Here is an 11,835-nt window from a genome sequence, read left to right as displayed (position 1 = left end):
ATGACCTTGCCCAGCCGTCTCAGTGTGTTGTCCATCAGCCTGTTCATTGCCGCCTGCAGCCACAAACCTCCACCCGTGCAAAGTGGCCTGCAGGCGCCCGGCGCCTGGCAAGGTCAAGCCGCCCCGGCGCAGCAGCCACTGCCACAACAGGACTGGTGGCAGCAGTTTTCCAGCGCTCAGCTCAACCAGCTGATCGAGCGGGCGCAGCGCAACAGTTTTGATCTTGCCGCCGCCACGGCCAGGGTGCGCCAGGCACAGGCCTCGGCGGTGATCGCCGGTGCGCCGTTGCTGCCTGAAGTCACCTTCGGTCTCGACGCCAGCCGCCAGCGGCTGCTGCGTGGCGACGGCTTCGACCAGCTGGATGCGAGCAACAGCGAGCGCACCAGCACTTCGTTCAACACGCGCCTGAGCGCCAAGTACGAGATCGATTTCTGGGGTGGCAACGCCGCCGCCCGTGACAGTGCCATGCAAGAACTTGGCGCCAGCCGCTACGATCGCCTTACCGTCGAGCTGACGCTACTCAGCGGGGTCGCCAACAGCTACCTGCAAAGCCTGGCGCTGGCCGAGCAGGTGCGCATCGCCCGGCTCAACCTGGCCAATGCGCAAGATGTGCTGCGCCTGGTGCAGACCCGTTACGACTCGGGCTCGGCCACCGCGCTGGAACTGGCCCAGCAACGCAGCCTGGTAGCCGGTCAGGCGCGCCAGGTGCCGTTGTTCGAACAGCAACTGCAGGAAGCCCGGGTGACCTTGGCCACCCTGCTCGGCGAATCCGTGCAACAACTGCCGCCGACCCGCGAATCGATAGGCCAGGTGCGCTGGCCGGAGATTGGCAATGGCGTGCCGAGCGACCTGCTCAGCCGCCGCCCGGACATTGCCGCAGCCGACGCGCGCCGGGCCGCTGCCCAGGCCAACGTGCAGGTGGCACGCGCAGCGATGCTGCCGAGCCTGACCCTGGGCGCGGACCTGGGATCGGGCGCCGATACCTTCGCGCAGATCCTGCGCAGCCCCTACTACACCCTGACCGCAGGCCTGGCCGCCCCGGTGTTCAACAATGGCCGCCTGGGTGCCGAGCGGGACAAAGCCCAAGGCAGGCAGGACGAGCTGTTGCAGACCTATCGCAGCAGCATCATTGCCGGCTTTGCCGACGTCGAGAAAGCCCTCAACAGCATCAGTGGCGTCGACCATCAGCGGCAGTGGCAGGATGAAGAAGTCGAGCAGGCGCGTACTGCGTTCACGCTCTCCGAAAGCCGCTACCGCGCCGGTGCGGAGACTTTGCTGACCGTGCTGGAAACCCAACGCACGCTGTACCAGGCACAGGATCAGCAGGTTCAGCTGCGTCTGGCACGCCTGCAAGGCAGCGTGGCGTTGTACAAGGCGTTGGGCGGGGGTTGGCAGGTGCCTCGGTAATCAGGCCCTTGCCAATACCACCGCCATCAGGAAACGATTCCGCGCAATGACAGGTGTCGCGCATACCACGGGCGTTGCGGCACACGGCGGACCAGGTCGCCGATCTTGTCGTCTTCACCGAAAGTAATGCGTAGCGCGAGCTTCATGGTCTCGACATCCATCTCCACCGACTTGCCGGGGAAGGCGCCGGGAAGCGTACTGCAGCCATGGGTCACCGGCCCCAGCCAGGGGTCGTCGACCTCGACCCAGCGCCCCGGGGCAAACCACTGCACGCCGTTGACCTCACGCCTGCGCAGCTGACCCGGATTGTGCCGTTCATGGGCGCGGTACCAGTCTTCGATCCGGTCGTCGATCCAGCCATGGAAGCCCCAGAACACCGGGTTCACATGCGATGAAAACGGATCGCCAAGAAAGTCGTTCTCGGCACCGAACCAGCGCGCCGCAAAATCAGCCGGATCGCGGGCAAAGGGTACCGGCGCGCCATTCATGGGGTCACGGGGGACCGACGCCCAGGTCATGTGCAGCCAGTCATGCAGGTTCATCTCCAGCTCCGAGCCGAACGCGCCCAGCGTCAGCTTCGACAGGTACAACGGGTCCCGGTACTGGGATTCCCACACCTGAAAGTTGCTGCAGAAGGTTTCCCGCGCCTTGATCGCCGACACCCACAGGCCATAGGCCTCATCGCCCGGCGCCTGCCAGGTCGGCGGCACGCAGTAGCCGCTGTGGTTGTCGAAGTAACGCGCAAAGCCCTGGCGGTCCTGGTCTACATCCGGCTTGGGCAAGGGGAAATGCCGCCAGGAGGGCAAGTCCTGCATCGTGCGGGCGGTTCCGAGCATGTGCCGGTGCATGAACAGAAAGTCTTCGCCAGAGCCGTTCCTGTGTTTGCGCGGGCCGCGGGCATCGCGCTCGTGGTCACGCGGGCCAGGTTGCCAGCCCAGCCCGCGCAAGGCCCCCTGCTTCGTTTCCGGCAAGCGGTGCCACTTGTCTCGGCTGGCATGCCAGAGCTGGTGGAACAGGCGATGCTCGGCGCTGATCAGCCAGGCCTGCAACTGTGGCGTATAGGGCAGGCGCTCTCGGGCTTCGGGAAACAGGCGCTTGACCGCGACAAAGTGGCTGTCGAGCAGCGGCAAGGCCATCGAACGATCCAGCGGTTGCAAGCGACCGCTCAAGGTAGCGCTGCCAGCATTGCCGAAACTGCCCCAGACTTCGTCCAGGCTGGCGATGCAGTCATAATCGGTTCCGCCCCCGGTACCCAACAAGCGCCAGCGCACCTGAGCGGTAGACGCCCCCACCAGATCGCCGAGCACTTGATAGGCCACCGGCCCCGGCCCTTCGAGGCGGCTTTTTTCATCGACGAAACCACGCAGCCCTCGCCCCTTGCCGGCCACGTCCAGGTACATCTGAACGCCAGCCGCAGGTAAACCGTCAAGCCCGCCCTGGTCGCCGCTGAACTGCAGGTCCCAGACGCCACGTAGCTGATCGGCCAGGTGCTGCCCTGCGGCGTCGGCCAGTTCAACACTGGCCTCACCCGGTGTGACGATGTCGTCTTCAGGATCATGGGTCAGTTCTTTATGCGCGTAATAGACTGCCGGCACTGCGGCACCCGCCACTGCCAGACCTGCCATGAATCCTCGCCGCGATATCGTCATTGTCCTACCCGTATCCGCCATGAAGCAGGCTTTATCCAAGCTAGGACGTATCCTGAGGCGGGAAATTTAAGGCGGCACAGCCGAGGTTAATTCAGCGACGTCGGGATTCGTCTCTCAGCTGTATTCCTTGAAAGGGTCTTCTCATGTCCTCCCCCGCGTCCCTCGCCAGCGCCCTGGGCCACGGCCTGCGCAAGCTGGTTGGCAAGCCGGCCAAACCCAGCGCTTATCGCCTGTTCGATGTCCAGCTCAAGGCGATCATTGCCCTTAGCCCGTCGCTCGCCCGTTACGTGTTTAGCGGTGACGATGTCGCGCAGATGCACACTCTGGCGGCCGACCAGCGCATCAAGATCTTTTTCCCCAGTGCCGATGGCCAGCCACCGCGCTTGCCCAAGGACGGTGCCTGGCAACAGGCCAGGCGGGGGCTCGATGCCCTGAGCTGTCCGCCGATGCGTACCTACACCATTCGCAACCTGCGCCGTGAAGTTCGGGAAGTGGATGTCGACTTTGTCCTGCACGGCGTCAATGGCCCCGCCTCGGCCTGGGCGACACGCGCCTGCATTGGTGATCGCCTGCAGATCGTCGCGCCCGACTTCGCCTTCGAGGGCGACCCTGGTGGCTACGAGTGGCGACCGCCCAAAGACCTGCGGTCGCTGTTGCTGGTGGGGGACGAAACGGCGCTGCCGGCGATCGCCGGCATCCTCGAACACATGGCGCTGGCGTATGCCGACGTGCCTGTTCAAGCGTTCATCGAAGTGCCCGATGAACAGGACTGTATCGACCTCACCTGCAGCGCAGCGACCGAGCTGAACTGGCTACCCCGCGACCTGCTCAATGGCGATCACGGCGAAGCGATGCTGCAGGCGGTGTGCGAGCTGGCGCGGCTGCCGCGCGTTCAGGATCATCCGGGTTGTACTGCGGGGCTTGAGGACGTGGATATAGAGCAGCAGATTCTCTGGGAGTGCGCCGCACCCGACAGCGGTGAGTTTCATGCCTGGATTGCCGGTGAATCCGCAGCGGTAATGCGTATTCGCCGCTACCTGATCACCGACCGCGGCCTGGACCGCAAGGCACTGACCCTGATGGGCTATTGGCGCGCCGGACGCACCTTCGACTGACTGACGTGGGCCCGATGCAGTGCACCGGGCTCACGCATCAACGAATCACGCCCTCAACGGTTTGCCACCGCTGCCGCCAGCGCCCGGGCGAAGCGCTCGGCCACCTCGTCGATCTGCTGCGCCGTGATGACCAAAGGCGGCAGGAAACGCACCACCGCCCCCTGGCGCCCGCCCAGCTCCAGGATCAATCCACGCTTGAGGCATTCGCGTTGCACCCGTGGCGCCAGGTGCGGGCACGCGGCCGGATGTCCCAGCGCATCCCGGGCACTGTCCGGATCAACCAGCTCGACCCCCAACATCAGGCCACGCCCACGAATATCGCCCAACTGCGGGAAATTCTGCTGCAAGCGGCGCAAGTGTTCTCTCAAGCGTTCGCCCATGGCCTGGGCATGGGCACACAGATCGTGCTCGACCAGATAGCGGATCACCGCCGACCCCGCCGCCATGGCCATCTGGTTGCCGCGGAAGGTTCCGGCATGCGCGCCGGGCTGCCAGGTATCGAGCCACTGCCGATACACCACCACCGCCAGCGGCAGGCTACCGCCAATGGCCTTGGACATCACCACCACATCGGGAACGATGCCAGCGTGCTCGAAGGCGAACATTTTGCCGGTGCGGGCGAACCCGCTCTGGATCTCATCAACGATCAACGCTACCCCGGCCTTCTCGGTGATGCGTCGCACGCCGCGCAACCATTCGATATCTGCCGGAATCACCCCGCCCTCGCCCTGCACGGCCTCGACGATGACTGCCGCCGGCAGCTGCACACCGCTTTCCGGGTCATTCAGCAGATTCTCCAGGTAGTGCAGGTTGACCTTGATGCCCGCCGTGCCACCCAGGCCAAACGGGCAGCGGTAATCATAGGGGTACGGCAGAAACTGCACGCCATTGCCCAGCAACGCGGCCAGCGGTTTCTTCGGTGCCAGGCTGCCCATCAGGCTCAGCGCCCCCTGGGACATGCCGTGATAGCCGCCCTGGAACGACAACACCGTTGAGCGCCCGGTGGCTGTACGCACCAGTTTCAGGGCAGCTTCCACCGCATCGGTGCCGGTCGGCCCGCAAAACTGGATCTTCGCATCGTCACGCAAGGCAGCTGGCAGTATCCCGAACAGGTCCTGAACGAACTGGTCCTTGACCGGGGTGGTGAGGTCGAGGGTGTGCAGCGGCAGCTCATCAGCCAGCACCTGCTGGATGGCCTCGATCACCACCGGGTGATTGTGCCCGAGCGCCAGAGTCCCGGCCCCGGCCAGGCAGTCAATGAACTGCCGGCCTTCGACATCTTCGACATACAGGCCGCGGGCTTTTTTCAGTGCCAGTGGAATGCGCCGCGGGTAGCTGCGCGCATTCGACTCCTGCTGCGCTTGCCGGGCCAGCAAGGGCGTCTGTTCAAAGTGGTAAAGCGTTTCGGCGGTGGCCGCGTCCGAAGACGCCGGCAACGGCTGGGCAAGGCTGATAGCGACTGACATCGGGAAGAACCCTCGCAAGCAAGCGGATGTGCCCGGCACGCGCCTGTAAGCAGATGTGTGCCGGGTTGTTATCGCTTGAAAAACGCTTCAGCGTTGCGAGGATTTAGCCGATTCAACGACCAGGCCGTGGTTTTTCCACAATTACCCCAACCGAGTCGAGGTACTGCGCACAGGAATCTGCAGCAGCACGCGCAAACCATCGGCGCGACTGTCGAAGCGCAGCGAGCCGGCGCAGCGCTGGACAATCGCCTGGACGATGGCCAGGCCCAATCCGCAGCCGCCGCTCTGGCCCGTACGCCAGAATCGCTCGGTGAGGTGTTCGAGGTCCTCCTCGGCTATCCCCGGCCCGTGATCGCGTACGGTGAAGGCTACACGACCTTTTTCCAGCTTCACCATCAACTCCACCGGGGCCGTGCCCTGGTTATGGCGCAAGGCGTTGTCCAGCAAGTTGCGCAAGGCGGTCACCGCCAGTGGCGAAGGCATGCCCAGGTACGCCTGGGCAGCCTCCGGCGCCACCTGCAGGTCGATACGTTGCGAATTGCCGAGCCCAGTGTCCTGAATGGCCTGGCGCGCCACCTGCTCGGCGCTGCACTGCACGCCGTCTTCGAACGACAGGCTGCCTTCGACCCGCGCCAACAGCAGCAGCTGTTCAAGGGTCCGGTGCATGCGGTCGGCACCTTGCTCGGCATGCGCCAGGGCTTGTTCGCGGGCCGCGCCGTCGGTCATTTGCGCCACTTGCAGGTGGGTCTTTATCGCGGTGAGAGGGGTACGCAGTTCATGGGCGGCGTCATCGGTCAGCCGGCGTTCGCGTTCGATGGTCTGGGCAATGCGCAAGAACAGCTGGTTCTGGGTATCCAGCAGCGGCTGCAACTCGCTGGGCAAGGCGCGCACCTGCAACGGCTCGACCGCATCCGGACTGCGCCGGCGCAAGGCATCACGCATGCGGTTGAGCGGTGCCAGGCCCTTGCCTATACCAATCCACAACAGCCCCAGGCTGCCGAGCAGCGCCACCAGCACCGGTGCCGAGGCGGCCAGCAGGATCGAACGGTTCAGCGCTTCGCGCTCCTGGTGGCGATCGGCCGTAGTGATACGGACATCACCGCGGTAATAGGTAAAGGTGCGCCAGCGGGCGCCTTCAATGGTCTGGTCGCGAAAACCGCTGCGGTCGTCTTCGAGGGTGTGTTCCTGGTTATGGTTGCGGGCGATGATCTCGCCGCGCAAGGAACTGACCTGGCAGGCCATGCCATCCGGCACGCTGAGCTGGTCGGCGCTCAGTTGCGTGCCTTCGCCCCGGGCCACCAGCGGCTGCGGCAACTGATCGATCAGGCCGGCGACCATGCGTGCCGAGGCGACCAGGCGTTGATCGAGGGAAAACATCATCTGGTAGCGCAGGTCGCGCAGCATCCAGGCCGCTGCCAGTGCCCAGATCAGCACAAAGGCGGAGCCCAGGATCAGGGTCAGGCGTACGCGCAGGCTCATGACTGCGCTTGCTCAGGCAACTGTGCCGGCCCAAGGCGATAGCCCAGGCCGCGAACCGTTTCGACAATGCCGTTGCCCAGCTTGCGGCGCAGGTGATGGATATGCACGTTCAGGGCATTGCTTTCCACCTCGTCGCCGAAGCCGTAGACGCTGTCCTTGAGCTGTTCGCTGGAAAGGACCCGGCCGCGGTTGTGTAGCAGTGCCTGCAACAGCGCCTGTTCGCGCCGCGACAGGTCCACCGGCACGCCGCCCAGGCAGGTTTCGCGACTGCTGGGGTCGTAGCTGAGCGGACCGTGCTCGATAATGTTGACCGCGCGCCCGGCCGAGCGACGCAGCAGGGTATGCAAGCGCGCAGCCAGCTCGCGCAAATCGAAGGGTTTGAGCAGGTAATCGTCGGCGCCGGCCTGCAAACCGTCGACCCGGTCGGTGACCGCATCGCGCGCCGTCAACACCAGCACCGGCAAATTCTCACCCTGCTGGCGCAGGCGTTGCAGCAGCTTGAGCCCGTCCTCGTCGGGCAGGCCCAGGTCCAGCACCATCACGTCGAAGGTAGCGGCCTGGAGCATCGCCTGGGCAGCCGCCGCAGTGGCGACCCTGTCCACGGTCATGCCCTGGGCCGTCAGCCCCGCGGCGATGCCGCTGGCAATCAGGTCGTCATCCTCGCAGAGCAGTACGTGCATGGTGGGGTCTCGCTACGAAAAGAGGCAGTGAAGCGCAAACGGATTAAGCCAGGATTATGCCGCGCCAAGGCCTGATCGTCGCGGTCGGGGCGACAATCGACGCATTCGGGTTAACACTCGGTTAATCGCGCCCGGCCAGGATCGGGCCCTTAATCGCACTGCCAAGGCTTCACGATGCGCACAATACTCATTGCCCTGATGCTCCTGTTCAGCGGCCTGACCCAGGCCAACCCCTTTGCCCAGAGCGACTTTCTGCCGGTGGACAAGGCCTTCGTCTTCAGCAGCGAACGCCTGGAAGGCGGCCAGATGCGCCTGCACTGGAAAATCACCGACGGTTACTACCTGTACCAGAAGCGCCTCAAGTTCGACGGCCTGCCCGTCGACCAGCACCCTGCCCTGCCGGAGGCCCTGCCCCACCACGACGAGTACTTCGGTGAAACCCTGGTGTACCGCGGCGAACTGAACCTGATTGTGCCTGCCGCCGCCACTGGCCAGTTGCGCATGGGCTGGCAAGGTTGCGCCGATGCCGGTTTGTGTTATCCACCGCAGACCAGCCTGGTCGCCCTGAGCACCCAGGCTGGCGATGAACAGGCCAGCGATCAGGCCTTGGCCGGTGGCCTGCAACAGTCGAACCTGGCCTGGAGCCTGCTGGCCTTTCTCGGGTTGGGCCTGTTACTGGCCTTTACCCCGTGCTCGCTGCCAATGCTGCCGATTCTCGCCGGCCTGGTCATGGGCAACGGCGTAAGCGGCCGTCGCGGCTGGGCGCTGGCCAGCGTCTATGTGCTGAGCATGGCCTTGGTGTACGCCGCTCTCGGCGTGATTGCCGCGTTGCTGGGTGGCAGCCTGCAGGCCTGGCTGCAACAGCCGTGGTTGCTCGGTACCTTGGCGGGCCTGTTTATCCTGCTGGCGTTGCCGATGTTCGGGGTGTTCGAACTGCAACTGCCTGCCTGGCTGCGCGACCGCCTGGAGCGCGCCGGCCACGGTACCCGCGGCGGAAATCTTTATGGTGCGGCGTTGCTGGGCGGTTTGTCGGGCTTGCTGATGGGCCCGTGCATGACCGCGCCGCTGGCCGGCGCCCTGTTGTACATCGCCCAGAGCGGTAACGCCGTACACGGTGGCCTGGTGCTGTTCAGCCTGGGCATCGGCATGGGCCTGCCACTGTTGTTGCTGGTGACCCTGGGCAATCGCTACCTGCCACGCCCCGGAGCCTGGATGAACCTGGTCAAGGGCCTGTTCGGTTTCGTGTTCCTGGCCATGGCCCTGTACACCCTGCGCACGGTGCTGGCACCGTCGCTGTGGTTGGGGCTGGCCGGTGCCTGGCTGATCGCCCTGGCCTGGGCAGCCTGGCCGGCCTTGCACGCACGGCGGCCGCTACGCGCTGTACCGTTGCTGCTAGGGTTCTGGGGCAGCTTGCTGGTGATCGGTGCGGCAGCGGGCGGCGACGATCCCTGGCAGCCCTTGCAGCCTTTGCGCGCCGCGAACGGTACGCTGACCACGGTTGCCCACAGCGATGCCTTCGTGACAGTCAGCCAGCCCGCCGACCTGCAGCGCGAACTGGACACCGCCAAAGCCCAGGGGCAATGGGTCATGCTCGACTACTATGCCGATTGGTGTGTGTCGTGCAAGGTCATGGAAAAGCAGGTGTTCGCCCGCGCCGATGTGCTGGCTGCGCTGAACGACGTACGCTTGATTCGCCTGGATGTCACCGCCGATGCGCCCTCGAGCCGCGCGCTGCTGCAGCGTTATCAAGTCCCGGGCCCACCCAGCCTGATCTGGATTGGCCCGGAAGGTAACGAGCGTCGCGCCCGGCGTATCACCGGTGAAATTGATGCGAAGAACTTCCTCGAACAGTGGGCCCAGACCCGGAGTCAAGGCTGATGCTGACCGTAAACCTCGGGCCACTGACGATGGCCGTCGATCATCTGCTGTTAATCAGTGCCCTGACCGTAGCGACCCTGGTCGGCTGGCGGGTGGCCAAGCGCGGCGGCGATAACCCCGAGTCGGTGTTGTTTACCCTGTTCCTGCTGGGTTTGCTGGGTGCACGCGTAGGGTTTGTGCTCAGCTATTGGCCGATGTACCGCGAAGACCCGATGCAGATCGTCGATCTGCGCGACGGCGGTTTCCTGCTCTGGCCGGGCCTGGTCGTCGTCGCAGTGGGTGCCCTCTGGCAGGGCTGGCGCCGCACCACCCTGCGGCGGCCGCTGGGCTGGGGCCTGTTCAGTGGCGCGCTGCTGTGGCTGCTCGGCAGCCTCGCCAGCCCCCTGTACGATCAGGGCCCCCACCTGCCGGAAATGAGCCTGCAAAAAGCCAACGGCCCGCCAGTGCAATTGACCGCCTACCGTGGGCGGCCCCTGGTGATCAACCTCTGGGCCACCTGGTGCCCGCCTTGCCGGCGCGAGATGCCGGTGCTGCAACAGGCCCAGCATGACTACCCGGACATCACCTTCCTGTTCGTCAACCAGGGTGAAGCCCCGCAAACCGTCACCACCTTCCTTGCCACCACCGGCTTGGAGCTGTCCCACGTGCTGTTCGACGGCGGTGGGCAACTGGCGCAACAAGTGGGCTCCATGGCCCTGCCGACTACCCTGTTCTACAACGCTGAAGGCCGCCTGGTCACCAGCCACCTCGGCGAGCTTTCACGGGCAAGCCTCAGCCACGCGCTGGAATCGTTCGAGCGCACACCCGCGCCCGCTGTCACCGACTCATCAAGGAACGACGCATGCACGCTTTGTTAAAACTGCCCCTGACCCTCACCCTCGGCCTGCTCGCCAGCCAGGTCGCCATGGCCGAAACGCTGCCCAAGGCGGTGCAGCAGATCGAAGCCAAGGGCGTGAAAATCAAAGGCAGCTTCGACGCCCCCGATGGCCTGCGCGGTTACGCCGCCGAATACCAGAGCCGCGGCATGGCCCTGTACCTGACCCCGGACGGCAAACATGTGCTGGTCGGCAGCCTGTTCGATGAACAGGGCCAGGACCTCAGCGAAGCACCGCTGCAAAAACTGGTGTACGCGCCCATGGCCAAAGAGGTCTGGGCGAAGATGGAGAAGAGCAACTGGATCGCAGACGGCAAGGCTGATGCACCGCGCATCGTCTACCTGTTCAGTGACCCCAACTGCCCGTACTGCAACATGTTCTGGCAGCAGGCCCGCCCCTGGGTAGAGGCCGGCAAGGTGCAGCTGCGCCACATCATGGTCGGCATCATCCGTGAAGACAGCCCGGGCAAATCGGCCGCCCTGCTGGCCAGCAGCGACCCGGTCAAGGCCCTGCAAACCCACGAGCAGGCCGGCAAGGCCAGCAAGCTGAAAGCGCTGCAGAGCATCCCTGCCAACGTTCAAGCCAAGCTCGACGCCAACCAGGCCTTGCTCGAGGAGCTGGGGCTGCAGGCGACACCGGCGATTTTCTACCTGGACGAAGATCAGCAGCTGCAATCGCAACAAGGCGCTCCGCAACCGGAAATGCTCGGAAAGATCCTCGGCAAACGTTAACAGGCTGCCGATGTAACATCAGGGCGGTTTGGCCGTCTGGAGGACTCCTGCTTCATTTACTTACAGGATTTCACCATGACCCGCCCTGCTTTGCTCGACACGTTCCTGCGCTCTTCCCTGGACATCCAGTTGCTGCGCCTCAGCCTGGTCCTGATCTTCTTTCTGTTCGGCTACGCCAAGTGGTTCGACTATGAAGCCCAGGCACTGATCCCCCTGCTTGAAAACAGCCCGCTGCTGTCGTGGCTGTACCCGGCCTTCGGTATTCATGGCGCCAGCTATGCACTCGGCACAGCGGAGTGGAGCATTGGCGCAGCACTGCTGATCGGTATCTGGCACCCACGCCTTGCAGCACTCGGCGCACTGGGCTCGGTGGCCACTTACCTGACCACCCTGACCCTGGTTCTGAGCACCCCGGGCGGCTGGGAAGCCAGCGCCGGTGGCTTCCCGGCCATCGGCGGGGCAACGCCGTTCCTGATCAAGGACGCCGTGCTGCTGGCGGCGTCGGTCGTCGTGTTCAAGCACGACCTTCAGCGCAGCGACCTGGCATCCGCCTGA

Annotated in this window: 10 protein-coding genes; 6 read left to right on the top strand and 4 right to left on the bottom strand. The window is 64.8% G+C overall.

Annotated features, from left to right (window positions below; all coding sequences use genetic code 11):
• The gene (locus I5S59_RS12865) at positions 1-1,407 is read left to right on the top strand and encodes an efflux transporter outer membrane subunit (RefSeq protein WP_197876959.1); all 1,407 of its coding nucleotides are present in this window, start codon (positions 1-3) and stop codon (positions 1,405-1,407) included.
• A gap of 26 nt (positions 1,408-1,433) precedes the next feature.
• Here I5S59_RS12865 and I5S59_RS12860 read toward each other — a convergent pair whose 3' ends face one another.
• Complete coding sequence (locus I5S59_RS12860) at positions 1,434-3,056, bottom strand: twin-arginine translocation signal domain-containing protein (RefSeq protein WP_197876958.1); 1,623 nt, start codon at positions 3,054-3,056, stop codon at positions 1,434-1,436.
• A 143-nt stretch (positions 3,057-3,199) separates the two neighbouring features.
• Between I5S59_RS12860 and I5S59_RS12855 the strand changes: the two genes are divergently transcribed.
• The gene (locus I5S59_RS12855) at positions 3,200-4,171 is read left to right on the top strand and encodes a siderophore-interacting protein (RefSeq protein WP_197876957.1); all 972 of its coding nucleotides are present in this window, start codon (positions 3,200-3,202) and stop codon (positions 4,169-4,171) included.
• Between the two features lie 53 nt (positions 4,172-4,224).
• Here I5S59_RS12855 and I5S59_RS12850 read toward each other — a convergent pair whose 3' ends face one another.
• The 3 genes from I5S59_RS12850 to I5S59_RS12840 all read right to left on the bottom strand — a co-directional run bounded on the left by I5S59_RS12850 (position 4,225) and on the right by I5S59_RS12840 (position 7,796).
• Entirely contained in the window at positions 4,225-5,637 is a 1,413-nt protein-coding gene (locus tag I5S59_RS12850) for an aspartate aminotransferase family protein (protein WP_197876956.1), read from the bottom strand.
• A gap of 141 nt (positions 5,638-5,778) precedes the next feature.
• On the bottom strand, positions 5,779-7,116 hold the full coding sequence (locus tag I5S59_RS12845; protein WP_197876955.1) for an ATP-binding protein: 1,338 nt from the start codon (positions 7,114-7,116) through the stop codon (positions 5,779-5,781).
• Complete coding sequence (locus I5S59_RS12840) at positions 7,113-7,796, bottom strand: response regulator transcription factor (protein WP_197876954.1); 684 nt, start codon at positions 7,794-7,796, stop codon at positions 7,113-7,115. Before I5S59_RS12840 ends, I5S59_RS12845 begins: the two co-directional genes overlap by 4 nt.
• A gap of 174 nt (positions 7,797-7,970) precedes the next feature.
• Here I5S59_RS12840 and dsbD point away from each other — a divergent pair, with 174 nt between their 5' ends.
• The 4 genes from dsbD (at position 7,971) to I5S59_RS12820 (ending at position 11,835) form a co-directional block, all read left to right on the top strand.
• A complete protein-coding gene (gene dsbD, locus I5S59_RS12835; protein WP_197876953.1) occupies positions 7,971-9,674 on the top strand; it encodes a protein-disulfide reductase DsbD in 1,704 nt (567 codons plus the stop codon).
• Positions 9,674-10,531, top strand: coding sequence for a TlpA family protein disulfide reductase (locus I5S59_RS12830; protein WP_197876952.1), 858 nt, complete (start codon positions 9,674-9,676; stop codon positions 10,529-10,531). Before dsbD ends, I5S59_RS12830 begins: the two co-directional genes overlap by 1 nt.
• Positions 10,516-11,280, top strand: coding sequence for a thiol:disulfide interchange protein DsbG (gene dsbG / locus I5S59_RS12825; protein ID WP_197876951.1), 765 nt, complete (start codon positions 10,516-10,518; stop codon positions 11,278-11,280). The genes I5S59_RS12830 and dsbG overlap by 16 nt, the downstream gene beginning before the upstream one ends.
• Before the next feature lie 75 nt (positions 11,281-11,355).
• The gene (locus I5S59_RS12820; protein WP_197876950.1) at positions 11,356-11,835 is read left to right on the top strand and encodes a YkgB family protein; all 480 of its coding nucleotides are present in this window, start codon (positions 11,356-11,358) and stop codon (positions 11,833-11,835) included.

Origin of the sequence: Pseudomonas alkylphenolica, from assembly GCF_016009175.1 — a bacterium.
Lineage (GTDB): Bacteria > Pseudomonadota > Gammaproteobacteria > Pseudomonadales > Pseudomonadaceae > Aquipseudomonas > Aquipseudomonas alkylphenolica_B.
Note: the sequence above shows the minus strand (reverse complement) of the source record. Positions and strands in the feature narration are given on the sequence as shown.